This window comes from Pseudomonas flexibilis, from assembly GCF_000806415.1.
GTDB lineage: Bacteria > Pseudomonadota > Gammaproteobacteria > Pseudomonadales > Pseudomonadaceae > Serpens > Serpens flexibilis.
In genome coordinates, this window is sequence record NZ_JTAK01000002.1 from 143,392 (window position 1) to 169,411 (window position 26,020).

18 protein-coding genes are annotated in these 26,020 nt (G+C 66.4%); 8 read left to right on the forward strand and 10 right to left on the reverse strand.

Annotated elements, in window-relative coordinates:
* Positions 1-125 precede the first annotated feature (125 nt).
* A complete protein-coding gene (locus tag PT85_RS04435) occupies positions 126-788 on the forward strand; it encodes an OmpA family protein (protein ID WP_039606053.1) in 663 nt (220 codons plus the stop codon).
* 69 nt (positions 789-857) lie between these two features.
* Here PT85_RS04435 and trmA read toward each other — a convergent pair whose 3' ends face one another.
* Positions 858-1,943: a tRNA (uridine(54)-C5)-methyltransferase TrmA gene (trmA, locus tag PT85_RS04440; RefSeq protein WP_039606054.1), complete on the reverse strand. Its 1,086-nt coding sequence runs from the start codon at positions 1,941-1,943 to the stop codon at positions 858-860.
* Positions 1,944-2,104: 161 nt separating this feature from the next.
* Positions 2,105-3,394 (reverse strand): NCS2 family permease, encoded by a 1,290-nt coding sequence (locus PT85_RS04445; RefSeq protein ID WP_027589594.1) that lies wholly within the window; start codon positions 3,392-3,394, stop codon positions 2,105-2,107.
* Between the two features lie 218 nt (positions 3,395-3,612).
* On the opposite strand from PT85_RS04445, the gene PT85_RS04450 reads away from it, so the two are divergent.
* Together PT85_RS04450 and PT85_RS04455 are read left to right on the forward strand one after the other, a co-directional pair.
* The gene (locus PT85_RS04450; protein WP_039606055.1) at positions 3,613-5,307 is read left to right on the forward strand and encodes a molecular chaperone HscC; all 1,695 of its coding nucleotides are present in this window, start codon (positions 3,613-3,615) and stop codon (positions 5,305-5,307) included.
* Positions 5,308-5,315: 8 nt separating this feature from the next.
* Positions 5,316-6,755 (forward strand): J domain-containing protein, encoded by a 1,440-nt coding sequence (locus PT85_RS04455; RefSeq protein ID WP_039606056.1) that lies wholly within the window; start codon positions 5,316-5,318, stop codon positions 6,753-6,755.
* A 4-nt stretch (positions 6,756-6,759) separates the two neighbouring features.
* Here the strand turns inward: PT85_RS04455 and PT85_RS04460 are convergent, their stop codons facing one another.
* Complete coding sequence (locus PT85_RS04460) at positions 6,760-7,881, reverse strand: methyltransferase (protein ID WP_039606057.1); 1,122 nt, start codon at positions 7,879-7,881, stop codon at positions 6,760-6,762.
* Between the two features lie 75 nt (positions 7,882-7,956).
* Between PT85_RS04460 and PT85_RS04465 the strand changes: the two genes are divergently transcribed.
* The gene (locus PT85_RS04465; RefSeq protein WP_039606058.1) at positions 7,957-8,733 is read left to right on the forward strand and encodes a ferredoxin--NADP reductase; all 777 of its coding nucleotides are present in this window, start codon (positions 7,957-7,959) and stop codon (positions 8,731-8,733) included.
* A gap of 261 nt (positions 8,734-8,994) precedes the next feature.
* Positions 8,995-10,557, forward strand: a complete 1,563-nt coding sequence (locus PT85_RS04470; RefSeq protein WP_027589589.1) for a TerC family protein — start codon at positions 8,995-8,997, stop codon at positions 10,555-10,557.
* Between the two features lie 140 nt (positions 10,558-10,697).
* On the opposite strand, the gene mscL is transcribed toward PT85_RS04470, so the two are convergent.
* On the reverse strand, positions 10,698-11,111 hold the full coding sequence (gene mscL, locus PT85_RS04475) for a large-conductance mechanosensitive channel protein MscL (RefSeq protein ID WP_027589588.1): 414 nt from the start codon (positions 11,109-11,111) through the stop codon (positions 10,698-10,700).
* A 314-nt stretch (positions 11,112-11,425) separates the two neighbouring features.
* On the opposite strand from mscL, the gene radA reads away from it, so the two are divergent.
* Positions 11,426-12,790, forward strand: coding sequence for a DNA repair protein RadA (gene radA / locus PT85_RS04480; protein WP_027589587.1), 1,365 nt, complete (start codon positions 11,426-11,428; stop codon positions 12,788-12,790).
* 287 nt (positions 12,791-13,077) lie between these two features.
* Here radA and glyA read toward each other — a convergent pair whose 3' ends face one another.
* Both glyA and PT85_RS04490 read right to left on the reverse strand, forming a co-directional pair.
* Complete coding sequence (gene glyA / locus PT85_RS04485; protein ID WP_039606059.1) at positions 13,078-14,331, reverse strand: serine hydroxymethyltransferase; 1,254 nt, start codon at positions 14,329-14,331, stop codon at positions 13,078-13,080.
* Positions 14,332-14,464: 133 nt separating this feature from the next.
* Positions 14,465-18,004: an EAL domain-containing protein gene (locus PT85_RS04490; RefSeq protein WP_052237608.1), complete on the reverse strand. Its 3,540-nt coding sequence runs from the start codon at positions 18,002-18,004 to the stop codon at positions 14,465-14,467.
* A 249-nt stretch (positions 18,005-18,253) separates the two neighbouring features.
* Here PT85_RS04490 and ettA point away from each other — a divergent pair, with 249 nt between their 5' ends.
* Positions 18,254-19,918 (forward strand): energy-dependent translational throttle protein EttA, encoded by a 1,665-nt coding sequence (gene ettA / locus PT85_RS04495; protein ID WP_027589585.1) that lies wholly within the window; start codon positions 18,254-18,256, stop codon positions 19,916-19,918.
* Positions 19,919-20,186: 268 nt separating this feature from the next.
* Positions 20,187-21,530 (forward strand): NADP-specific glutamate dehydrogenase, encoded by a 1,344-nt coding sequence (gene gdhA / locus PT85_RS04500; protein ID WP_027589584.1) that lies wholly within the window; start codon positions 20,187-20,189, stop codon positions 21,528-21,530.
* 62 nt (positions 21,531-21,592) lie between these two features.
* On the opposite strand, the gene PT85_RS04505 is transcribed toward gdhA, so the two are convergent.
* The 4 genes from PT85_RS04505 to PT85_RS04520 all read right to left on the reverse strand — a co-directional run bounded on the left by PT85_RS04505 (position 21,593) and on the right by PT85_RS04520 (position 26,018).
* On the reverse strand, positions 21,593-22,675 hold the full coding sequence (locus PT85_RS04505) for a rhomboid family intramembrane serine protease (RefSeq protein ID WP_039606060.1): 1,083 nt from the start codon (positions 22,673-22,675) through the stop codon (positions 21,593-21,595).
* Positions 22,665-23,231, reverse strand: coding sequence for a hypothetical protein (locus tag PT85_RS04510; protein ID WP_052237609.1), 567 nt, complete (start codon positions 23,229-23,231; stop codon positions 22,665-22,667). The genes PT85_RS04505 and PT85_RS04510 overlap by 11 nt, the downstream gene beginning before the upstream one ends.
* Positions 23,232-23,456: 225 nt before the next feature.
* The gene (locus PT85_RS04515) at positions 23,457-24,626 is read right to left on the reverse strand and encodes an iron-containing alcohol dehydrogenase (protein ID WP_039606061.1); all 1,170 of its coding nucleotides are present in this window, start codon (positions 24,624-24,626) and stop codon (positions 23,457-23,459) included.
* Between the two features lie 3 nt (positions 24,627-24,629).
* Positions 24,630-26,018 (reverse strand): aldehyde dehydrogenase family protein, encoded by a 1,389-nt coding sequence (locus PT85_RS04520; RefSeq protein WP_039606062.1) that lies wholly within the window; start codon positions 26,016-26,018, stop codon positions 24,630-24,632.
* Between the last annotated feature and the right edge of the window lie 2 nt (positions 26,019-26,020).

Genomic DNA, 26,020 nt, shown 5'->3' on the forward strand with positions numbered 1-26,020 from the left:
GAGGGAGCAAGCGCACCGGCTGTCTTTCGCTGGCCAGGCTGATAATCTGGCGCGGAACTTCTGGCGGCGCCCGTTCTCGAAGGGCGATGCCAAAATCCAACCACACGAATCCGAAGGAAGTCGTTATGAAGAACTGGCGTACCCTGACCGCCGTTGCTGCCAGCGTGGCACTGCTGGCCGGTTGTACCACCAACCCCTATACCGGCGAACAGCAGGCGGGCAAGGTGGGTGTCTATGGCGGCCTTGGCGCCGTGGCCGGCGCAGCAGTCGGCGCTGCCACCTCCAGCAAGAAGGATCGCAAGAAGGGCGCACTGATCGGCGCAGCCGTGGGCGGCCTGGCCGCCGGCGGCTACGGTGCCTATGTCGACCAGCAGGAAGCCAAGCTGCGCCAGACCCTGGTCAACAGCGGTGTGCAGGTGCAGCGCCAGGGCGACAACCTGATCCTGATCATGCCGGGCAACATTACCTTCGCCTCCAGCTCCGCCGACATCTCCGCCAGCTTCTACGACACCCTGAACTCGCTGGTTCTGGTGTTCAAGGAGTTCAACAAGAACGGCATCCAGATCGTCGGCCACACCGACAGCACCGGTTCGCTGCAGCTGAACCAGACCCTGTCCAACAACCGCGCCAGGAGCGTGGCCAACTACCTGACCACCAACGGCATCGCCGCCAACCGTATCTCCGCCTACGGTGCCGGCCCGAACCAGCCGATCGCCAGCAACGACAGCGCTGCCGGCCGTCAGCAGAACCGCCGCGTGGAAATCACCCTGCTGCCGCCGCAGCAGTAAGCGATTCCCGGACACAAAAAAGCCCGCCATTTGGCGGGCTTTTTTGTGCCTGTACCGCGTGCGGAGGCCTCAACGCCGCTCGAGCAGCACCCCGGCTTCCATGTGATGCGTCCAGGGGAACTGGTCGAACAGCGCGCAGCGGCTGACGCGGTGGGTGTCGTGTAGCTGGGCGATGTTGGCCGCCAGGGTCTCCGGGTTGCAGGAGATGTACAGGATGCGCTCGAAGCGGCGGGTCAGCTCGCAGGTGTCCGGGTCCATGCCGGCGCGTGGCGGGTCGACGAACACGGTGCCGAAGCGGTAGCTGTCCAGGTCCACCTCGGCCAGGCGGCGGAACGGACGGACCTTGTTGAGCGCCTGGGTCAGCTCCTCGGCGGACAGGCGCACCAGGGTGACGTTGTCGATGCCGTTGTCGGCCAGGTTGGCCAGCGCGGCATTCACCGAACTCTTGCTGATCTCGGTGGCCAGCACCTTGTTCACGCGGGTGGCCAGCGGCAGGGTGAAATTGCCGTTGCCGCAGTACAGCTCCAGCAGATCGTCGTCGCGCTCGCCCAGGACGTCGTAGGCCCAGCCGAGCATCTTCTGGCAGACCGCGCCGTTGGGCTGGCTGAAGGCGCCTTCCGGCTGCCGGTAACGGAACTCGCGGCCCGCCACGCGGAGGGATTCGCTGACGTAGTCGCGACCGACCACCCGGCGCTGGCCCCGCGAGCGGCCGACGATGCTGGCGCCGAGGATCGCCGCCAGCGGCTCGGCCGCCTGCTCCCAGGCGTCGTCCAGTGGGCGGTGATAGGCGAGGGTGATCAGCGCGTCGCCCGACAGGGTGGTGAGGAATTCCACCTGGAACAGCTTGTGGCCCAGGGTCTCGCTGGCCTGCCAGGCGGCCTTCAGGCGTGGCATCAGTTCGTTGATGCGCGGGCTGGCGATGGGGAAGTCGTCGAGCAGGATCGGTGCGCGCTTGTCGCCCGGCTCGAACATCGCGTAGTGGCGCTGCTCGCCGTCGCGCCACAGGCGGAACTCCGCGCGCAGCCGGTAATGGCTCAGGGGCGAATCGAACACCTCGGGGGCCGGGGCAGCGAAGGGTGCCAGCAGCTCGCGCAGGCGGGCCTGCTTGTCGGCAAGCTGGGCGGAATAGGCGGCGGCGTCTTGCGGACGGATCATGGGCAACTCGTGTGGGTAAGGACGGCAGGGCCGCAGGATGGAAAATTCGCGCGGCGATTTTCCACCGATCCGGAGCCGAATGCACGGCCGGGGGGACCGGCCGTCGGTAGCTGAACAATCGCGGCTGAAGCCAGGGGGGCTTCAGCCGCGATGGGCAGGGATCAGAACAGCGCCAGCTTGACCACGAACAGTGCCGACAGCACCCACATGGCCGGGCTCAGTTCGCGCCAGCGGCCGGCCAGCAGGTGAATGGCCGTCCAGGCAATGAAGCCGAAGGCGATGCCGTTGGCGATGGAGAAGGTCAGCGGCATGGCCAGTGCGGCGATGGACACCGGAGCGGCCACGGCCAGGTCGTTCCAGTCGATGCTGGCCAGGCTGCTGAGCATCAGGACGGCGACGAACATCAGTGCCGGCGCAGTGGCGTAGGCGGGCACCGAACTGGCCAGCGGCGAGAAGAACAGGCTGAGCAGGAACAGCAGGGCGACCACGCAGGCCGTCAGGCCGGTACGGCCACCGGCACCAATGCCGGCGGCGGATTCCACGTAACTGGTGGTGGTCGAGGTGCCCAGCGCGGCACCGGCCATGGTGGCGGTGCTGTCGGCCAGCAGGGCGCGGCCCAGGCGCGGCATGTGGCCGTTCTTGTCGACCAGGCCGGCGCGCTGCGACACGCCGATCAGGGTGCCGGAGGTGTCGAACAGGTCGACGAACAGGAAGGCGAAGATCACGCTGACCAGGCCAATGTCCAGCGCGCCCATGATGTCCAGTTCCAGCAGGGTGGGCATCAGCGACGGCGGCGCGGAGACCACGCCCTGCAGCTCGGACAGGCCGAGCAGGATGGACAGGGCGGTGACCGCCAGGATGCCGATCATCACCGCGCCGGTGATCCTGCGGTAGGCCAGCGCGGCGATCAGGAAGAAGCCCAGGCAGGCCAGCAGCGGACCGCCGGCGCCCAGATCGCCCAGGCCCACCAGGGTAGCCGGGTGGTCGACCACGATGCCGGCGTTCTTCAGCGCGATGATCGCCAGGAACAGGCCGATACCGGCGCCGATGCCGGCGCGCAGCGGCAGCGGCACGCTGTTGATGATCCATTCGCGGACCTTGAAGGCCGACAGAAGGAAGAACAGCACACCGGACAGGAATACCGCGCCCAGACCGACCTGCCAGGTGTAGCCCATGGTCAGCACGACGGTGTAGGTGAAGAAGGCGTTCAGGCCCATGCCCGGCGCCAGGGCGATCGGGTAGTTGGCCAGCAGACCCATCAGGGAAGAGCCGATGGCGGCGGCCAGGCAGGTGGCGACGAACACCGCGCCCTGGTCCATGCCAGTGGCGGCCAGCATCGACGGGTTGACGAACAGGATGTAGGCCATGGTCAGGAAGGTCGTCAGACCGGCCAGGATCTCGGTTCGCACGGTGGTGTTGTGCGCACGGAGTTGGAACAGCTTTTCCAGCATGGGTATCTCCCAGGAGCAATTGCGGCTGTGCAGGGCGGGGGCAAAAAAGCGCTGCATCATACCAGTTCGTGGTTCGGCGCAGAGGGTCCGGGCCGGCAAAGCCAGTGAAATGCAATCGGCGGGCCAGGGCTTTGACCGGAAGCGTCCTGGAATGATCAAATCGCTCTGGAACGGGCCTTTCAGGCCATATTGCGTACCGGGTGGTGGTGGAGTTGCCAATGGTGGTGGGAATCGATCTGGGGACAACCCATAGCCTGGTGGCCTTCTGGCGTGACGGAGTGGCGCATGTGGTACCCAATGCCCTGGGTGAAACCCTGACCCCGAGCGTGGTCGGCCTGGACGATCAGGGCCTGGTGCTGGTGGGCGATGTGGCGCGCCAGCGCCTGCAGACCCACCCGCATCTCAGCTGCGAGCTGTTCAAGCGCTACATGGGCAGCCAGCGGGAGGTCCGCCTGGGCGCGCGCATGTTCCGTCCCGAGGAGCTGTCGGCGCTGGTGTTGCGCAGCCTCAAGGAAGATGTCGAACGCTTCTGCGGCGAGCCGGTCACCGAGGCAATCATCAGCGTGCCGGCCTATTTCAGTGATGCCCAGCGCAAAGCCACGCGGGTGGCGGGGCAACTGGCGGGGCTACGCGTCGAGCGGCTAGTCAACGAACCGACGGCGGCCGCCCTGGCCTATGGCCTGCAGCAACGAAAGGAGTCCACCTTTCTGGTCTTCGACCTGGGCGGCGGCACCTTCGACGTGTCGATCCTGGAAATGTTCGACGGGGTGATGGAGGTGCGCGCCACGGCCGGGGACAACTTCCTGGGCGGCGAGGATTTCGACGAGGCGATCGTCGCCCATGTGCTGGCCAGGCAGCCTGGGCTGCGGACAGCGCTGGACGGTGACTGCTCGCACCTGCCTGCCCGCTTGCGTGGCGAGGCGCGCCGCGTGCGCCATGGCCTGGGTGAACACGAGCGGATGACGTTCCTGTTGCAGCAGGACGGGCGGCGCTGGGAGGAAACCATTACCCGCGAGCAGTTCCAGCATCTTGCCGAACCGTTGCTGGAACGCTTGCGTCGACCGGTGGAACGCGCGTTGCGCGATGCCCGAATCAAGGCCGCGGATCTGGACGAGGTGGTGCTGGTGGGCGGCGCCACGCGCATGCCACTGGTGCGACGCCTGGTAGCGGGTCTGTTCGGGCGCATTCCGGCCATGCACCTGCAGCCGGACCAGGTGGTGGCGCAGGGCGCGGCGGTGCAGGCAGCACTCAAGCAACGCGACGCGGCCCTGGAAGATGTGGTGCTCACCGACGTATGCCCCTACACCCTGGGTATCGAAACGTCCGTCGAGCTGGGCCGGCAGCTGGAAAGTGGCCACTACCTGCCGATCATCGAGCGCAACTGCACGGTGCCGGTCAGCCGGGAAAAGAGCATCGTCACGGTGCACGATGGCCAGACCGAGGTGGTGGTGCGCATCTTCCAGGGCGAGAACCGCCTGGTGAAGGACAATATCTTCCTGGGCGAGCTGGCCATCGCCGTGCCCCCTCGCAAGGCCGAGGAGGTGGAGCTGCGGGTGCGCTTCACCTATGACATCAATGGTCTGCTGGAGGCGGATGTGCATATTCCCCTGACCGGCGAGCACCACCGGCTGGTCATTGAACACAATCCCGGCGTGCTCGCTCCGGACGAGATCGCCGCGCGTTTACTGGCGCTGGCGGCGCTCAAGGTGCATCCCCGCGAACAGCAGGTCAATACACGGGTCCTGGCCCGGGTCGATCGCCTGTACGAGGAAAGCCTGGGTGAGGCCCGCGCGCACGTGGCCGAGCTGGGACGCGCCTTCCAGCAGGCCCTGGAAAGCCAGGACACTGCGCGCATCGATACGCTGCGCGCCGAGATCGAGCGGCAGCTGGACGCCTTTGAGGGTGTGCTGTGAGTGGGGCGATGAGCTGCTGGGAGGTGCTGGGGCTGGAGCCGCAGGCTGATTCCCGAACTGTCAAGCGCCGTTACGCCCAGTTGCTGAAGGTCCATCGGCCCGATACCGATCCGCAGGGCTTTCAGCGGCTGCGAGAGGCCTACGAACACGCCCTGCGCGAGGAAGCGCCGCCGTCCGGGTCGCCGGCGCCTAGCGCGGAGGCGCCCGTCACGCCGCCAGCCGTGCCGATGCCGGCTGAACCGGGCCCGGTGCAGCGCTTGGTCGGGCAGCCGGCGGAGCGCCTGGATCAATGGCTCAGCGAGGCGGAGTATCGCCAGCAACGGTCTGCATTCGAACAGGCGGTCCTGGCCCAGTGCCTGGCGGCTGGCGACGATGGGCGCGAGCTGCTGCTTTGGGCGATCCGGCGCCTGGGCTGGTTCGTGTCGGTAGATGTACGGTTGTCGGCCGGCGAGCTGGAACACCTGGCCCGCCGTCTGGCAGAGCAGGATGCGCGCAGGTTGTGCGCGCGCCTGCAGCGCAAAGGCGCCAGGGCATTCCTGAAACGGCTCGACCGGGTGCTCGGCCAGCCCTGGCTACAGGCGTTCGATCAGCGCGAGTTCTTCCAGCGCGACCTGTTTACACGCGTGCTGGCCATGCCGGAAGGTGCCGCCCTGTTCAAGCCGCTATGCAGGCGCTTCGGCTGGTCGAAGGCGGATTTTCCGGAGGGTCCCCAGGCTTGGGAAACCCTGTGGCGGCAGAGTCGAGAGCAGGCCTTCGCTGCCCGCCTGCAGGACTGGCTGCGGACCACCGGCGTACCACGCAAGGCTGGCGCGCGTGCGGCCCGCCTGTTGCTGTCGCCCATGCACGAAGGTGAACGGTTGCGCTTCACCCGCCACTTTCGCGGGAAGGATTGGAAGGCATGCGCGCGCCTGGCTGACCAATTGACCCAGCATTACCCGCACGTCTGGGCCCGCTATGGCTCGCCCGATGTGCAGGCCTGGCAGGTCCTGATGCCGCCCCGCGAAGGCTGGAAACACACCACCCTGTTGCTCTGGCTGCTGGCCTTGACCCTGCTGTTGCCTTCGGGCGAGTACGGCGCCGGCGGGCTGGATGCGTTGCTGGAGTTGTTGGTGCTGGCCTTCCAGGGAGGGATCGTGGCGCTGATCGTGCGGGGGCTGATGGCGGCCTGGTCGTTTCTGCTGCGTCCCCTTGAGCTGTACGACCTGCGGCTGAGCCGCCGTGTACTGGGCGGCGCGCGGCCGGGACGCAGGGGGCTGCGCCTGTTGCGCCATGGCCTGGGCAGCGCCCTGCTGGCGCTGTTGTTCGTACTTGGCAGCGAGCTGCCCGACGGCAGGTCGGGTCTGTTCGGCCTGGCGCTATTCGGGCTGTTCCTGATCTATGCCGCTGTGGCTTCCCGGGACCCTTTCTTCCGGGGGCGCCAGCGGTCGCGCACAGGCGCAAGTCGCTGACTGGCTAGCGAATTGCCCGCAGCACCACGAACTTGGGCGTTGCCGCTACCTGCTCCACGCGCTCGAACAGCCGCTTGAGCTTCACGTGGTAGCCCAGGTGGCGATTGCCGACGATCCACAGCTCGCCCCGCGGCGTCAGGGCGCGCTTGGCCTGCTGGAACATGCGCCAGGCGAGGAAGTCGCCGACCACCTGCTGCTGGTGGAAGGGCGGGTTGCACAGCACCAGGTCCAGCGAGCCAGCCGGCTGTTCGGCCAGCCCGTCGCCGGGGCGGATCTCCACCGGGCGCTCGCCGAGGATCGCCCGCCAGTTCTCGGCGGTCGACTGCACGGCCATGTAGGACTCGTCCACCAGGGTCAGGTGTGCCTCGGGATTGGCCAGCGCGCAAGCGATGCCCAGGATGCCGTTGCCGCAGCCAAGGTCCGCGACCCGTGCCGTGCCCAGTCCGCTCGGCAGATGCGGCAGGAAGGCCCGGGTGCCGATGTCCAGCCCTTCGCGGCAGAACAGGTTGGCGTGGTTGAGCAGCTCGATGGCTGGCTGATCCAGCCGGTAGCGGGTCGGGTAGGGCGATCTCGGCGCCGGGCGCGTCTCGGGTTTGGCGAACAGCAGGCGCGCCTTCTTCACCGCCAACGAGGCCTGTACCGGACCGATGTACTGCTCCAGCAGGTCACCAGCGGCGCGCGGCAGGTGCTTGATCATGGCTGCGGCGATCACCCGCGCATTCGGCGCCAGGCGGCCGTGCAGGCGGATCAGTTGCTCCTCCAGCAAGGCCAGGGTCTTCGGGATGCGGATCAGCACCACATCGAACGACCCCTCGGGGGTGGTGCTGGCCGGCACGAACAGCGGCGCGGCGCTGAGGCCGTTGCGTTCCAGGTTCTTTTGCAGGGCCAGATGGCCCAGGTGCGAGTCGCCGCTGCTGGTCACCCGGGCATGGGGCGCCAGGCTGCAGGCCAGCGCGCCGAAGCTGTCGTTTAGGACCAGCACCCGCTCATCGGCAGCGAGCCCCTGTTCATGAAGATGGGTGAGCAGGTACTCGTCGGCGGCGTCGAACGCCTGCAGGGGGTCGTTCGGTTGCTCGGGCTGGCGGATCAGGTCGAGGCGGGCGAAGGGCGTGTCGAGAATAGGCATGAAAACTGGCGGGTTTCCCGAAAGCGGATTAGGCGTAGTCTGGCGGCGAACCGGAGCCACGTGGAGGTGCGAAGTATGACGGCCAGCGAAGAGAAGTTCACCCGCCAGCGGCTGCTGGCCGTGGAGACCCTGACGCCCAGCCTGTTCACGCTGCGCACCACCCGCGATGCCGGCTTCCGCTTCCAGGCCGGGCAGTTCGCCCGTCTGGGGGTGCGCAAGCCGAGCGGCAGCCTGGTGTGGCGCGCTTACTCGATGGTCTCCGCGCCCCACGACGAGTTCCTGGACTTCTTCTCCGTGGTGGTTCCGGACGGCGAGTTCACCAGCGAGCTGCGCCGCCTCGGCCCGGGCGACGAGCTGCTGGTGGAACGCCAGCCCTATGGGTATCTGACCCTGGACCGCTTTGCGGACGGTCGTGACCTCTGGCTGCTGGCCACCGGCACCGGGGTGGCGCCGTTCCTGTCGATCCTGCAGGACTTCGAGGTTTGGCAGCGCTTCGAGCGCATTGTGCTGGTGTACAGCGTGCGCGAGGCCCGGGAGCTGGCCTATCAGGACCTGATCAACGGGTTCGCACGGCGCGACTACCTGGCCGAACACGCCCACAAGCTCACCTACCTGCCGACCATCACCCGCGAGCAGCGGCCCGGCGCGTTGCACGGGCGCATCACCACGCTGCTGGAAACCGGGGAACTGGAACGCGCTGCCGGTCTGCCGCTCAGCCCCGAGCACTCGCGCATCATGCTCTGCGGCAACCCGCAGATGATCGAGGACACCCGTCTGCTGCTCAAGGCGCGTGACCTGCAATTGAGCCTCACCCGCCGCCCCGGCCAGGTGGCGGTGGAGAACTACTGGTAAGAACTGGTTACGAATGGCTGTTTGCACGGTGCCGCGCTTGCCGTAAATTCCGCCGTTCGTTTCCCAACCCTCGGGTTATATGGACACCGACTCTCGACCTCCCCCGGCCTCGCCGGGGGATCAGCCTCCCCGCGCAGCGCACCTGACGCTGCCGTGCCGCCCGTTCGGCAATCTTCCCGTATACCGTGTCTTTCGCGCGCCGGCTGCCGCCGGCGTGCGTCTGCGCGTTCCCGTTTCCTGTCACATGAGCGTTAACCCCTGATGGAACTGTTCCTCGACCCCACCGTCTGGCTCGGTCTGTTGACCCTGATCGTCCTCGAGATCGTGCTGGGTATCGACAACCTGGTCTTCATTGCCATCCTGGCCGACAAGCTGCCGCCGCATCAGCGCGACCGCGCGCGCCTGATCGGCCTCAGCCTGGCGCTGCTGATGCGCCTGGGCCTGCTGGCCAGCATCGCCTGGCTGGTGACCCTCACCGAGCCGCTGGTGGACATCCTCGGCAAGAGCTTCTCCGGGCGTGATCTGATCATGCTGGGCGGCGGCGTGTTCCTGCTGTTCAAGGCCACCATGGAGCTGCACGAGCGCCTCGAAGGCCGCATGCACCAGGCGGGCGGCAGCAAGGGTTACGCGCGCTTCTGGCCGGTGGTGGCGCAGATCATCGTGCTGGACGCGGTGTTCTCCCTGGATGCGGTGATCACCGCCGTGGGCATGGTCGAGCAGCTGCCGGTGATGATGGCGGCGGTGATCATCTCCATGGGCCTGATGATGGTGGCGAGCAAGCCGCTGACGGCATTCGTCAACGCCCGCCCCACGGTGATCATGCTGTGTCTGGGCTTTTTGATGATGATCGGCTTCAGCCTGACCGCCGAAGGCCTGGGCTTCCACATTCCCAAGGGCTACCTGTACGCGGCCATCGGCTTCTCGATTCTCATCGAGGTGTTCAACCAACTGGCCCGTTCGCGCCGCCAGCGCAACCTGCAGAGCGAGCGCCCGCTGCGCGAGCGCACCGCCGATGCGGTGCTCAGCCTGCTGGGCGGGCGTGTCGAGGCTGATCAGGTGGGCGAGGCTATCGTCGACCTGGTGGGTGACGGCTCGTCGGAAACCCAGCCGTTCCAGCGCCGCGAGCGTCTGATGATCCGTGGCGTGCTCAACCTCGCCGAGCAGTCGGTGCGCACGGCGATGACCGATCGCATGCAGGTGGACCGTATCAACCTGGACCAGGATCGCGAGACCATCCGCCAGGTGTTGCTGGAATCGCCGCATTCGCGCCTGCCGGTGATTCGCGGCAACGCCGTGGACGAGCCGCTGGGCTACCTGCACAAGAAGGAGCTGCTCAATGCGCTGCTGGCCGGCCAGGAGCCGGATATCGAGGCCCTGCTGCGCACGCCGCTGAGCCTGCCGGAAAGCGTCTCGGTGCTCAGCGCCCTGGAGCAGATGCGCCAGGCCTCGACCCACGTGGCGTTCGTGATCAACGAGCTGGGGGCCTTCGAAGGCATGGTCACGCTGACCGACATCCTCGAAGCCATCGCCGGCGAGCTGCCCGACGCCAGTGAAATGGACAGTCCGGACATTGAAACGCTGGAAGGCGGCTACCGGGTCAGCGGCTCGATGAACCTGGCGGTGCTGTGCCAGACGGTTGGTTTCCCCATCGATCCCACCGAGGAGTATCAGACCCTGGCCGGACTGGTGATGAGCTTGCTGAACCGCCTGCCGGTAGTGGGTGATCGGGTGGAAGCCGAGGGCTGGGAGGTGTCGGTAGGCGAGGTACGCGATCGCCGGGTCAGCAAGGTGGAGTTGCGGCCGCTGGCGGCAGAAGCCGGTTGATGGCGGAATCGCCCGGCGACGGTGCAGGGCGGCCACAGCTTCGTAGGGTGGACAACGTTTTCCTTGCATCGCGCCGGCACGGCGCGCCGCTTGGCGGCGCCTTGGTGGATCGGTGAAGCGCGATCCGCCCTACGGGCTCCTCAGAGCCGGTCTTGCCGGCTCTTCAGCAGGTCGCGGATCTCGGTGAGCAGCGTTTCTTCCTTGGTCGGCGCCGGCGGGGCCTCGGGCTTGGCCTCTTCCTGGCGGCGCAGGCGGTTGATGAACTTGATGGCCAGGAAGATCGCGAAGGCGATGATCAGGAAGTCGATGATGCTCTGGATGAACTTGCCGTAGGCGAGCACCACCGCCGGGGTGTCGCCGACCGCTTCCTTGAGCACGATGGCCAGGTCACTGAAGTCCACGCCACCGATCAGCACGCCGAGCGGCGGCATGATCACGTCGCCCACCAGCGAGGAGACGATCTTGCCGAACGCGGCACCGATGATGATGCCCACGGCCATGTCCACCATGTTGCCGCGAACGGCGAACGCCTTGAATTCACTGATGAAGCTCATGCGGGCATCTCCTCGAAGTAACGTGGAATGTGTTGGTTATAGCCGTTGCGTTGCGCCGTTGCCGACCGTTGCGGTGCATACGATGTGACTATTGGGCACTTTGGGAATTCTTAATGGCATCGAGATATTACGCGGCATAGGCTGCGTTCCGTTGATCCATCCCGAGGAGAATCGCCATGCGTAACTACCTTTCCCTGGCCGGTCTGGTCGTGCTGTTTGTCGCCAGTGCGCATTTTCAGGTCCTTTGACCGCTGTAAATATATCCAGTCTTTTCGTATGATCCCCCGTCATCGCTGACGAGGGAGATCGGTCTCATGGCCAAGGCCAAACGCATGTACGGCTGCACCGAGTGCGGCGCCACCTTCCCCAAGTGGGCCGGGCAGTGCGGCGAATGCGGCGCCTGGAACACCTTGGTCGAGACCCTGGTGGAAAGCGCGCCGAGCGGCGCCAGCGGGCGCAGCGGCTGGGCTGGCGACCAGGCGCAGCTCAAGACCCTGGCCGAAGTCAGCGTCGAGGAAGTACCGCGCTTCTCCACCGCCTCCGGCGAGCTGGACCGCGTGCTCGGCGGCGGCCTGGTCGACGGCTCTGTGGTGCTGATCGGCGGCGATCCCGGCATCGGCAAGTCCACCATCCTGCTGCAGACCCTGTGCAACATCGCCCAGCGGCTGCCCGCCCTCTACGTAACCGGCGAGGAATCCCAGCAGCAGGTGGCCATGCGCGCCCGGCGCCTGGAGCTGCCGCAGGACAGGCTCAAGGTGATGACCGAGACCTGCATCGAAACCATCATCGCCACCGCCCGCCAGGAAAAGCCGCGGGTGATGGTGATCGACTCCATCCAGACCATCTTCACCGAGCAGTTGCAGTCCGCCCCCGGCGGCGTGGCCCAGGTGCGCGAGAGCGCGGCGCTGCTGGTGCGCTTCGCCAAGCAGAGCGGCACGGCAATCTTCCTGGTCGGTCACGTCACCAAGGAAGGCGCGCTGGCCGGCCCGCGCGTGCTGGAGCACATGGTCGACACGGTGCTGTATTTCGAGGGCGAGTCCGACGGCCGCCTGCGCCTGCTGCGCGCGGTGAAGAACCGTTTCGGCGCGGTCAACGAGCTGGGCGTGTTCGGCATGACCGACCGCGGACTGAAGGAAGTCTCCAACCCCTCGGCGATCTTCCTGACCCGTGCCCAGGAATCCGTGCCCGGCAGCGTGGTGATGGCCACCTGGGAAGGCTCGCGACCGATGCTGGTGGAGGTGCAGGCACTGGTCGATACCAGCCACCTGGCCAACCCGCGCCGCGTCACTCTGGGCCTGGACCAGAACCGCCTGGCCATGCTGCTGGCGGTGCTGCACCGCCATGGCGGCATTCCCACCCACGATCAGGACGTGTTTCTCAATGTGGTGGGTGGCGTGAAGGTGCTGGAGACGGCCTCCGACCTGGCGCTGATGGCGGCGGTGATGTCCAGCCTGCGCAACCGCCCGCTGCCCCACGACCTGCTGGTGTTCGGCGAGATCGGCCTGTCCGGCGAGGTGCGCCCGGTGCCCAGCGGCCAGGAGCGTCTGAAGGAAGCCGCCAAGCACGGCTTCAAGCGTGCCATCGTGCCCAAGGGCAATGCACCGAAGGAAGCGCCGGCAGGGTTGCAGGTGATCGCCGTGACGCGTCTGGAGCAGGCGCTGGATGCGTTGTTCGAGTAATGCCAAGCAGGGCGGGCCGCATCATCCGGTAGGGCGGACATCGCTTCACCTGTCCGCCGGGCGGTCCGCACGGCGTCGTGCTTGGTGCTTCGGAGTTGCCTGTTTGGCGGACCAATAAAGCTTTGTCCGCCCTGCGCCTGGTGGGTGCGTTGTCCGCCCTGCGTCTGTGGCCTGGCGAATGGCGCTGGCTGTCTCGGGTGCAGCGTCGAACTGGCGTAATGCCGCCTCCATGCAAACCGCAAACAAAAAGCCCGGCATTTGCCGGGCTTTTTGCATTGCGTGGATGCTTAGTTGCCGTACACCGGGAACTTGGCGCAGATGGCCTTGACCTTCTCGCGCACGGCGTCGATCACCGCTTCGTTGTTCAGGTCGGCCAGGATGTCGCAGATCCAGCCGGCCAGCTCGCGGCACTCGGCTTCCTTGAAGCCGCGGGTGGTCACCGCAGGGGTGCCGATGCGCAGGCCGGAGGTGACGAACGGGGAGCGCGGGTCGTTCGGCACGCTGTTCTTGTTCACGGTGATGAAGGCGCGGCCCAGGGCGGCGTCCGCGTCCTTGCCGGTGATGTCCTGCTTGATCAGCGACAGCAGGAACAGGTGGTTCTGGGTGCCGCCGGACACCACGTCGAAGCCGCGCTGGATGAACACCTCGGCCATGGCCTGGGCGTTCTTCACGACCTGCTGCTGGTAGGCCTTGAACTCGGGCTGCAGGGCTTCCTTGAAGCACACAGCCTTGGCGGCGATCACGTGCTCCAGCGGGCCACCCTGGGCGCCCGGGAACACGGCGGAGTTCAGCTTCTTCTCGATCTCTTCGTTGGCCTTGGCCAGGATCAGGCCGCCACGCGGACCGCGCAGGGTCTTGTGGGTGGTGGTGGTGACCACGTCGGCGAACGGCACCGGGTTCGGATACACGCCAGCGGCGACCAGACCGGCCACGTGGGCCATGTCGACGAACAGGTAGGCACCGACCTTGTCGGCGATTTCACGGAAGCGGGCGAAGTCCAGCACCTGGGAGTAGGCGGAGAAGCCGGCGACGATCATGCGCGGCTTGTGCTCGACGGCCAGGCGCTCGACTTCGTCGTAATCGATGAAGCCTTCGTCGGTGATGCCGTACTGGATGGCGTTGTACAGCTTGCCGGAGGAGGAGACCTTGGCGCCGTGGGTCAGGTGACCACCGTGAGCCAGGCTCATGCCCAGGATGGTGTCACCGGCGTTCAGCAGGGCCAGGTAGACGGCGGCGTTGGCCTGTGAACCGGCATGCGGCTGGACGTTGGCGTAGTCGGCGCCGAACAGCTGCTTGGCGCGGTCGATGGCCAGTTGCTCGACCACGTCGACGTATTCGCAACCGCCGTAGTAGCGCTTGCCCGGGTAGCCTTCGGCGTACTTGTTGGTCAGCACGCTGCCCTGGGCTTCCATGACCGCCGGGCTGGTGTAGTTTTCCGAGGCGATCAGCTCGATGTGTTCTTCCTGACGCTTGGCTTCCTGCTCCATGGCGGCAAACAGATCGGCGTCGAAACGGGCGAGGGTCAAATCACGGCTGAACATGGCGGTCCCCTGGGAATCAGCTGGGCGGTGTAAGGAAGGCGCGGATTCTAACCCATCCGCGCGCCCTCGGGTATGCGCCGGCGGAGCATCGTGAGCGGGGCTCACGTTGCGTATCAATTCCGTCCGGGTTGGCTCAGAGCGCCGGTTCGGCGTGCTGTTCCAGGCGGGTGACCACGCCGTTGCGCAGCTTGTCCTCCAGTGCCTGCGCGCTCAGCGGCCGGGCCAGCAGGAAGCCCTGGATCTCGTCGCAGCCGTGCTCGCGCAGGAACTCCAGCTGTTCGCGGGTTTCCACGCCCTCGGCGATCACCGAGAGGTTCAGGCTGTGGGCCATGGCGATGATGGCGCGGGCGATCTGCGCGTCCTGTTCGCCGTCCGGCAGGCCGTCGACGAAGCTGCGGTCGATCTTCAGCACGTTGATCGGGAACTGCTTGAGGTAGTTGAGCGAGGAATAGCCGGTGCCGAAGTCGTCCACGGCGATCGACAGGCCCATCTGTTTGAGCACGGTGAGCACCTGCATGGCGGCGCCGACGTCGCGCATCAGGATGCTTTCGGTGAGCTCCAGCTCCAGGGACGAGGGCGCCAGGCCGCTGCTGGCGAGGATGTCGGCGATGCGCGCGCCGAGCATGCCGTCGGCGAACTGCCGGGCGGACAGGTTGACCGACACCTTGGGCACCGGCAGGCCCTGCAGCTGCCAGGCACGGATCTGCCGGCAGGCTTCGGCCAGCACCCATTCGCCCACCTGCACCACCAGGCCAAGTTCTTCCAGTACCGGGATGAACTCGCCGGGCGAGACCAGGCCGCGGCGCGGGTGCTGCCAGCGCAGCAGCGCCTCGACGCCGGTCAGCCGGTGCGCCCGGGCATCGAGCTGCGGCTGGTAGTAGAGCAGGAACTGGCCTTCCTCCATGGCGTGGCGCAGGTCGCTCTCCAGCTCCAGGCGCTGCAGCGTCGTGGCGTTCATGTTGGCCTGGTAGAACTGGTAGTTGTCCTTGCCCTGGTCCTTGGCGTGGTACATCGCGGTGTCGGCGTTCTTCATCAGCTGGCTGGACAGGCTGCCGTCCTGCGGGCTCAGGGCGATGCCGATGCTGGCGCTGATGAAGAACTCGCGGCCGTGGATGAGGAACGGGTGGGACAGGCTGGCGAGGATACGTTGCGCCACCGCGATGGCTCGTCGGCGCGCCTCGGTCTCGTCGTCCAGCGGGCTGAGCAGCAGGGTGAACTCGTCGCCGCCCATGCGCGCCACGGTGTCGTCGTGGCGCACGCAGGCCGACAGGCGCAGGGCGACATCCTTGAGCAGCAGGTCGCCGGCGGCGTGGCCGAGGGAGTCGTTGATCGGCTTGAAGCGGTCCAGGTCGAGGAACATCAGCACCACCCAGTGGCGCTGCCGGGCGGCGGCCTGCAGGGCCTGCTGCAGGCGCTCCTGGAACAGCGTACGGTTGGGCAGCAGGGTTAGGGCGTCGTAGTAGGCCAGGCGGTGGATATGCTGTTCGCTGGCCTTGCGCTCGCTCATGTCGTTGAAGAAGCACACGTAGTTGGCCAGCGCGCCCGCGCCGTCGGGCACCGCGGCGATGCCTAGCCAGGCGGAATAGCTTTCTCCCGAGCGGCGCTGCAGGGTCAGCTCGCCCTCCCAGCGACCGTCCTGGTCGAGGCGTTCGAGCAGTTCGGCCAGGTGTTCGGCTTCGTGGCGGTTGGCGGTCAGCAGGGTAGCGTGGCGGCGCAGCACCTCGTCGCTGGTGTAGCCGCTGATGCGACTGAAGGCTTCGTTGACCTGCACGATGTTGCCCTGGCGGTCGGCGACCAGGATCGCCGCCGTGGAGTTGGCGAACACCGTCGCGGCCATGCGCAGTTCCTGCTCGGTCTGGCGCTGCTGGCTGACATCCCGGCAGACGCCCAGCACGCCCTCGAAGCGCCCCGCGGCGCTCCACATCAGGCTGGTGCGCAGCTCGATGGGCAGGATGCGTCCGTCCTGGCACTGACAATCGAACAGATAGCGCTGCTGCGGGTTTTCCTGGCGCAATGCGGCCTGCTCGTGCGGGTTGGCCAGTTGGCGGCGCAGCTCCGCCAGGCGCTGGCGAAGTTCCGCCAGTTGCTCGGGGTGGGCCATCAGGCGCTGTACGCCGTTGCGCAACAGCCAGTCGGCGCTGTAACCGCTGAGCTGTTGCACCGACGGGCTGATGTAGCTGGTCTGCATCTCGTCATCAAGGATGAACAGCACGTCGCGCATGTTCTCCGCCAGCAGCCGGTAGCGGCGTTCACTGTCGCGCAGCGACTCGCTGAACTCCAGCTGGCCAGTCACGTCCTTGGCGATGCACAGCAGCTGTTCGGTACGGCCTTCCTCCTGGGTGAGGGGTTGCATGCGCAGTTCCAGCCAGCGCCAGGAGCCGTCCCGGTGGCGCGCACGCAATTGGGCGGAAAGCAGCCGTCCCGGCCTCAGCACCTGACGCAGGCCGCCCAGGCGCTGGTACAGCTCGGTATCGTCCGGGTGAACCAGCGCCTGCAGATCCGCCCGCTTGCCGCCGAGCAGCTCCTTGTCCGTGTAGCCCAGCAACTGGCTGAAGCGTTCGTTGCTGAACAGCAGCTGCCGCGTACTGGCCGACAGCACGTAGATGGCGTCGGGAATGGCGCGCAACATCTGCGCCCAGTAGCGCTCGCGTTCGGCGAGCGACAGTTCCGAGCGCTTGCGCGTGGTCATGTCGCCGATGCTCAGCGGAATGGCGTCCAGTGGCGCGCCGCTGGCTGGCAGGCTGGCGACCATCCACAGATGGCGCTCGACGCCCTGGCCGTTGATCAGGTGGGCGTCCAGCTCCAGGTAGGCCCGGCCTTCCAGCAGCGCAGCGATGAACCTGAAGCGGTTGCCTGAGCGCTGGATCGGATGATTGCCCACCAGGCACTCCCAGGCGCGCTCGACATCGTCGACGCCCAGCAGGTCCAGGGCGATGCGATTGACCTCGGTGAGCTGCAACCGCCGGCTGAGGGCCTGGTGGCGCTCGCCGGGGTCGGCGTCCAGCCAGGCGGCCAGGTCGTCGGCATTGTGCACCCGGTGCGCGCGCAGGTAATCACGCAGGGACCGCAGGTCGAATACGCACAGCGCGACCCCGGTGCTGGCGAAGATGCCCTGGTAACGCTGGCGGGTTTCGGTGAGCAGGCGCAGGTCGCGCTGCTCGGTGGTAACGTCGCGCAGGACCCACACGTAGCCGCTCTGGCCGTTATCGTTGGGTAGCCGGCTGCGGCTGGCGGCAAAGCGGCGTGATTCGCCGTCCAGGTTGAACTGCAGCAGCTGCGAGGCACACAGATGCTGTTCCTCGGGGTTCTTCAGCAGGTCGTGCAGTTGGGGGATCAGCTCGGCCAACTGGCGCCCGCTGATCTCCCGGGGTGACAGGCCGAACAACGCGGCAGCCGGTCGGTTGGCATAACCCAGGCGGCCGTTCAGATCGCTGACCAGCAGCCGTTCCTCGACTGCACCCAGCACCCCGTCCAGTTGCTGCCAGGTGGGCGCCGGCCGGCGCAGCAGCAGGGCCAGCCCGGTCAGACCCAGAATCCCGCCGCTGAGCAGCGCCGCCGCCTCGGGAAGAAACGCGGCGGGCAGGGCGATCAGCAGTAGAAACCAGCCGAGGCGACGGAAGGGGTCGCGGAACAGGTGAGCGGCGAGGCGAGGGAACGGGCGATCGTCGGGCACGGCGCAGACTGTATGGCGGATGCGAAGGGGTTAGAATGCACTGACTACCGGCTAACTGCCAGTATCCCGGCTGGTTTGCTCTGGCCGCCGCATTCCGGTAGCTTTGCCGCCACGCGCATAGCCCCTGCCGGCGCCACGAGCCGGCCAGCAGATGCGGTGGCAAGCGCCGTATCCGGGCGGAGGGCCGAAGCCAGGTCCCAACCGCCGCCTAACCTCCCTGAACATCTCCTCTTTCATTCAAGGTCAGTCATGGCTCAGTACGTTTACAGCATGCATCGGGTCAGCAAGGTTGTCCCCCCGAAGCGTGAAATCCTCAAGGACATTTCCCTGTCGTTCTTCCCCGGCGCCAAGATCGGCGTGCTGGGCCTGAACGGCGCGGGCAAGTCGACCCTGCTGCGCATCATGGCCGGGGTGGACACCGAGATCGACGGCGAAGCCCGTCCGATGCCGGGCATCAAGGTCGGCTACCTGCCCCAGGAGCCGCAGCTCGACCCGCAGAAGACCGTGCGCGAGATCGTCGAGGAAGCGGTAGGCGAGATCAAGGACGCCCAGGCGCGCCTCGACGCGGTGTATGCCGCCTACGCGGAGCCGGACGCCGACTTCGACGCCCTGGCTGCCGAGCAGGCCAAGCTGGAAGCCATCCTGCAGGCCGCCGACGGCCACAACCTGGAGCGCCAGCTGGAAGTCGCCGCCGACGCGCTGCGCCTGCCGGCCTGGGACGCCAAGATCGAACACCTGTCCGGTGGCGAGAAGCGTCGCGTGGCGCTGTGCCGCCTGCTGTTGTCGGCGCCCGACATGCTGCTGCTGGACGAACCGACCAACCACCTGGACGCCGACTCGGTGGCCTGGCTGGAGCACTTCCTGCACGATTTCCCCGGCACCGTGGTGGCCATCACCCACGACCGCTACTTCCTGGACAACGTGGCCGGCTGGATCCTCGAGCTCGACCGTGGCCATGGCATTCCGTTCGAGGGCAACTACTCCGGCTGGCTGGAATCCAAGGCTGCGCGCCTGGCTCAGGAAGCCAAGCAGGAAGCCTCCCACGCCAAGGCCATGAAGGCCGAGCTGGAGTGGGTGCGCCAGGGCGCCAAGGGCCGTCAGGCCAAGTCCAAGGCCCGCCTGCAGCGCTTCGAGGAAATGCAGTCGCAGGAATTCCAGAAGCGCAGCGAGACCAACGAGATCTACATCCCGGCCGGTCCGCGCCTGGGCGACAAGGTCATCGAGGTCAAGAACCTGTGCAAGAGCTACGGTGACCGCGTGCTGATCGACGACCTGTCGTTCAGCATCCCGAAGGGCGCCATCGTCGGCGTGATCGGCGGCAACGGCGCGGGCAAGTCCACCCTGTTCCGCATGCTCACCGGCAAGGAACAGCCGGACAGCGGCAGCATCGAGATCGGCGAAACCGTGCAGATCGCCAGCGTCGAGCAGAGCCGCGAGCACCTGAGCGGCAACAAGACCGTCTGGGAGCAGGTTTCCGACGGCCTCGACATGATCAAGGTGGGCAACTACGAAGTGCCGTCGCGCGGCTACGTGGGGCGCTTCAACTTCAAGGGCGCCGACCAGCAGAAGTTCGTCAAGGACCTTTCCGGCGGTGAGCGCGGTCGCCTGCACCTGGCGCTGACCCTCAAGCAGGGCGGCAACGTGCTGCTGCTCGACGAACCGTCCAACGACCTGGACGTGGAAACCCTGCGCGCGCTGGAAGAGGCGCTGTTGGACTTCCCCGGCTCGGCCATCGTGATCTCCCACGACCGCTGGTTCCTCGACCGCATCGCCACCCACATCCTCTCCTACGAGGACGACGGCAAGGTGTTCTTCTTCGAAGGCAACTACACCGAGTTCGAAGCCGACCGCAAGAAGCGCCTTGGCGAAGCGGCCGCCCAGCCGCACCGCGTGCGCTACAAGAAACTTGCCTGACGCCCGTCAGGGGTGCACGGAAATGGGGCCGATAAGGCCCCATTTTGGTGTGTTCACCGCTGATGTGCGCTTTTGTCGCACCCTCGCTACACTTCCTCGTCACGGCGCATGTGGCGTTGCTCCGCAAGGCAGGCGCTGGCGGCGATTTATAAGTTCGCACCAAAAAGTTTCATAAAAACGACATTTCGCACTTCCGTGGTGCTGATGCGCTTGATAAAGTCACGCCCCTCGAATTTTCACGCCTTGCCTTTCCATCGGACGTCGCATTATGAGCATCACTGTAGATTCCTTCCTTGAGCGTCTTAAGCGCCGCGATCCTGACCAGCCCGAATTCCACCAGGCGGTCGAGGAAGTCCTGCGCAGCCTGTGGCCTTTCCTGGAGGCCAACCCGCATTACCTCGAAGCCGGCATCATCGAACGCATCGTCGAGCCGGAACGCGCCATCCTGTTCCGAGTGCCGTGGGTCGACGACCAGGGTCGCACCCGCGTCAACCGTGGTTTCCGCGTCCAGATGAGCAGTGCTATCGGCCCGTACAAGGGCGGCCTGCGCTTCCACCCCTCGGTGAACTTGGGCGTGCTGAAGTTCCTGGCCTTCGAGCAGGTGTTCAAGAATTCCCTGACCACCCTGCCCATGGGCGGCGGCAAGGGCGGTTCGGACTTCGACCCGAAGGGCAAGAGCAACAATGAAGTGATGCGCTTCTGCCAGTCCTTCATGACCGAACTGTACCGCCACATCGGCGCCGACACCGACGTGCCGGCCGGCGACATCGGCGTGGGTGCGCGTGAAATCGGCTACCTGTACGGCCAGTACAAGCGCCTGGCCAACGAGGCGACCTCCGTGTTCACCGGCAAGGGCATCAGCTACGGCGGCTCCCTGATCCGTCCGGAAGCCACCGGCTTCGGCTGCGTGTACTTCGCCGAGGAAATGCTCAAGGACCAGGACAAGGGCGGCATGGACGGCAAGCGCGTGGCCATCTCCGGCTCCGGCAACGTTGCCCAGTACGCGGCGCGCAAGGTCATGGACCTGGGCGGCAGCGTGATCTCGCTGTCCGACTCCGAAGGCACCCTGTATGCCGAGGCCGGCCTGACCGACGAGCAGTGGGACTACCTGATGGACCTGAAGAACGTCCGTCGTGGTCGCATTCGTGAAATGGCCGAACACTTCGGTCTGCAGTTCCTGGCCGACCAGCGCCCGTGGAACCTGCCGTGCGACATCGCCCTGCCGTGCGCCACCCAGAACGAACTGGACGCCAACGACGCCCGCACCCTGCTGAAGAATGGCTGCTTCTGCGTCGCCGAAGGCGCCAACATGCCTTCGACCCTGGAAGCCGTGGACCTGTTCATCGAGGCCGGCATCCTCTACGCGCCGGGCAAGGCTTCCAACGCCGGCGGCGTGGCCACCTCGGGCCTGGAAATGACCCAGAACGCCATGCGTCTGTCCTGGACCGCCGGTGAAGTGGACGAGCGCCTGCATGCCATCATGCAGTCCATCCACCACGCCTGCGTGAGCTACGGCCGCGAAGAGAACGGCTTCGTCAACTACGTGAAGGGCGCCAACATCGCCGGCTTCGTGAAGGTTGCCGACGCCATGCTGGCCCAGGGCGTGGTCTGATCGCCACTCCCCGCCGGTAAGCGAAAAGGCCCGTGCAGCGATGCACGGGCCTTTTTTCATGCTCAGCGCACGAGGCGGGCGTGCGGGGAGGACATCAGTCGCACCAGCGGGTTGTGCTCGATGACCCAGCGGTGCAGCAGCAGCGCGATGATCATGCCGACAGCGAAGCCGCCAATGTGGCCCCAGTAATCGACACCGTCTTCACCGATCAGCATGCCGAGGAAGTTCAGGCTCAGCCAGATGAGCATGTAGTACATCGGCGCCAGTTTGACCTGGTAGATGATCACCATGAACGTCAGGCTGGCATGGCGGAACCACAGGCCATACATGGCGAACAGGCCGGCAATGGCGCCGCTGGCACCCAGGCTGGGAATGTCGCTGCCCCAGTTGAAGAACAGCGACACCGCGGAGGCACCGATTCCACACAGCAGGTACAGGGCCAGGAAACGCCAGTGACCCAGGGCTTCCTCGAGGTTGTCGCCGGTCAGCCAGAGAAAGTACATGTTGCCGGCCAGGTGGATCAGGTTGCCGTGCAGGAAAGTCGAGGTCAGCAAGCCCCACAGGTGGTCGCCCCGGCTGATCAGGTCGGGGCGGCTGGCGAACTGGGCGATGGTGTTTTCGGCCAGCGCCGGATAGGCGGCGTAGCTGGCGAAGATGAGGATGTTGAGCAGCATCAATGCCCAGGTCACCCAGGGGGTGCGGTGCGGCGGGATGTTGTATTCCACGGGCAGGTGTGAAAAGAACTGGAACAGCCAGGTGCCGGCGTGGGTTTTCTTGTTGACCCGCGCAAGCGCGCCCTGAAGGCGCGGGGAATGTTGTACGGCTTCGACCTCGTCATGCTCCACCCAGACGCCTTCGCACTTCGCGCAGACATCCACTTCCAGCGTGAAATCCTGCAGCAGATGGTAGTGCTTGAGAGCGCCGCGGCAGTCCGGGCACTTGAGATCGGTCGGTCCCACCTTGTTGCCCAGGCGTTGGGTGTAGTCCATTCCGGCGTCCGCTGTCTGTTCGGCAAGCAGCTCGTTAAGTGCCTGTTTTTCGAACCACAGACCGCCGCAGGTCTGGCACAGCTCGATATCGGTGTCCTGATACCGCGTCGGGGTGAGAAAGGCTGTCGTGCAGTGCGGGCAAACCTTACGGCGCATGCCGAATCTCCTCGGCAACCTGAACGTCGAGTGCTTCCAGGGCCTGGCGGAGACGCGCGATGTTGTTGCGCAGGCGGGGCAAGACCTGATGCTCGAGGTAATCCAACTGCTCGGTCAGTAGCTGACTGGCCTGCAGGGCGCTGTACTGGTGTCGCTCGCGCGCGGTGATGATGCGCTGGGAGGCACGGTAGAAGCGCTGGATTTCGTTGAGAAAGTAGCCAGGGGTTTCCAGGGACTGGGGTGAGGACTTCATGGTGTCCCAGACGAAATGGCTGATGCCGGGGTTGTTGCGCAGCAGCTCCTCTTGCGGCAGCGCTCGGGACAGGTAGCTGCTGTTGTATTGGCGCAGCACCGCCGCATTCTCGGCCAGTTCGTCCGCCAGGGCGGTTTGCAGGTTGTAGCTGTACTTCAGGTCGCTGATCTCGTCGAAGGTGATTGCCTGCTGCAGGCCCACCTTCGCGGCCAGATAAACGCCCAGCACAGTGGAAATTACCATCAGGAAATTGGTCAGCCAGTAGCCCGAGCTGCGAAGTTCGCCGTGGTCAAGCTGGCGCAAGCGTTCCCTAAGGGCGACTTGGCTCAGTAATGCGCGTGATGTCATAGTGCCTCCATTTTGCAGGGAGGCGATTATAGAGAGGCTGACGCAACAGTCATTCTGTTCTGCATCAATGCACGGAGGGGGCGGCGTCGCAGTGCGTCCGGGCGGCTCGCACCGGACATGGGTTCGCTCGGCGCAGGCTGGAAGTTATCCGCTTGCCCGCCATTGACGGCACACGGTGATTCACAAGCTCCCGCGCAGCGCCCGCTCGAACAGCTGCCGATATTCCGCGCGGGTGAAGGCGATGGGGTTGGTGGCTGCCGACGGGTCGAGTTCGGCCATCTGCGCGATGCGCTCGGCCTGGCTGTCATCCAGGCCGATCTCGGCCAGGCTGTGGGGAATGCCGATCTCTTCGCGCAGGCGCAGAATCCATTCCAGCACCCCCTGGGCATCGCAGCGCGCCAGGCCCAGGTAGCGGCCCAGGCGCGACAGCGGCCGTTCGATGGCGGTGCGGTTGGCCTCCAGCACGTAGGGCATGAGGATGGCGTTGAGCAGGCCGTGGTGGCAGTCGTACAGCGCGCCGAGCGGATGGGCCAGCGCGTGCATGGCGCCCAGGCCGCGCTGGAAGGCGGTGGCACCCATGGTCGAGGCGACCAGCATGTGCAGGCGTGCCTCCAGGTCGCTGCCATTGGCTACCGCCTGTGGCAGGTAGTCATGGATCAGGCGCATGCCCTGCAGGGCGACGCCTTCGGCCATCGGATGGAACAGCGGCGAGCAGTAGGCTTCCAGGCAATGGGACAGCGCATCCATGCCGGTGGCGGCGGTCACCTTGGGCGGCAGGCCCAGGCACAGCTCGGGGTCGAGGATCACGATGGCCGGCAGCAGGCGCGGATGGAAGATCAGCCGCTTGAGCTGCGCCTGCTCGTCAGTGATCACCGCCACCCGGCCGACCTCAGAGCCGGTGCCGGCGGTAGTCGGCACCGCCACCACCGGCGCCATGCGGGTCACGTTGACGCGCTGGTAGTTATCGCCCACATCCTCGAAATCCCACAGCGGCCGGTCCTGGCCGACCATCAGCGCCACCGCCTTGCCGGCATCCAGCGCCGAGCCGCCGCCGAAGGCGATCACCCCGTCGTGGCGTCCGGCCTTGAAGGCGGCCACGCCGTCGCTGACGTTCTGCCCTGTCGGGTTGCCCTTGATGGCCGAGAACAACCCCGGGCGCAACCCGAAGGCCCGGCATCCCGCCAAGGCCTGTTCGACCATCGGCAGGCCAGCCAGCCCGGGGTCGGTGACCAGCAGCGGCGCATGCATGCCCAGCTCGCGGCAGGCCTCCGGCAGCTCGGCCAAACGGCCGGGGCCGACGCGGATGGCGGTCGGGTAATTCCAATTCATCCGGTAGCGCGATGCGTCCATGGCTCAGGTCTCGATCTTGAAGTGGAAGGACTTGGGCTGGGTCAGCTGCTCGTAGCCAAGCGCCGATAGCGTGCAGCCGCGCCCGGACTGCTTGACGCCGGTCCAGGCCAGCCCGGGATCCAGGTAATCGCAGCGGTTGAGGAATACCGTGCCGGCCTCCAGGCGGTCGCCCAGCGCCAGGGCGGCGTCGACGTCGCGGCTGAAGATCGCCGCCGTCAGGCCGTAGACGCTGTCGTTCATCAGCGCCAGGGCCTCGTCGTCGTCGCGTACCTTCTGGATGCCCACCGCCGGACCGAAGGTTTCCTCGCGCATCAGGCGCATGCCGTGGTGCACGTTGCTGAGAATCTGCGGCGCCAGGTAGGGCGTGCCGGGGCAGTCCAGGTCGAAGTCGGCGGGGTCGATATGGGCGATGGCGCCTTCGGCCACCGCCTCGGCGATCTGCCCGCGCACGAAATCCGCCGCAGCCGGACGCACCAGCGGGCCCAGGCTGGTCTTGGGCGTGTCCGGGCGGCCCAGCCGGTAGTGGCGGGTGAGGGCGATGGCGCGTTCCAGGAAGTCGTCGTACAGCGCCTCGTGCACGTAGATGCGCTCGATGGCGCAGCAGGACTGGCCGGAGTTGAAGAAGGCACCGTCCACGCAGGTTTCCACCGCATGGGCCAGGTCGGCATCGGCGCGCACATAGGCCGGGTCCTTGCCGCCCAGCTCCAGGCCGGTGGCGATGAAGCGTCCCGCCGCCGCCTTTTCGACCATCGCGCCGCCGGCCACCGAGCCGGTGAAGGCCACGTGGCGGATCTGCGGCGCCTGGATCAGCCGCTCGGTGTCGGCGTGATCCAGGTGCAGGAACTGGAAGACCCCCGAGGGCACGCCCGCTTCCTGGAACGCCTCGACCATGCGTTCGGCGCACAGCGGCGTCTGCGCCGAGTGCTTGAGCATCACCGGGTTGCCGGCCAGCAGCGCCGGCGCCACGGCGTTTACCGCGGTCAGGTACGGGTAGTTCCAGGGCGCGATGACCAGCAGCGGGCCGCGCGGCTCGCGGCGGATGAAGCGCGTGAAACCGGGTTTCTCCGGCAGGCGGATATCGGCCAGCGCCTGTTCGGCGATATCCGCCATGTGGCTGGCGCGCTCGACGAAGCCGCGAATCTCGCCGGGGGCGTAGCGGATCGGGCGACCCATCATCCAGCACAGCTCCTCGGCGAGCTGGTCCTCCCGGGCGGCGAACAGCCGCAGCGCCTCACGGGTCAGCGCGATCCGCTCGGGTAGCGGCGTGGCCTTCCAGCTGGCGCACGTGGCTTCGGCACGCTCCAGGGCGGCGGCGATGTCGCGTGCCTCGGCCAGGGGACGTTCCACATACACGGATTCGTCGATGGGGGACACGCATTGCAATGTTTTCATGG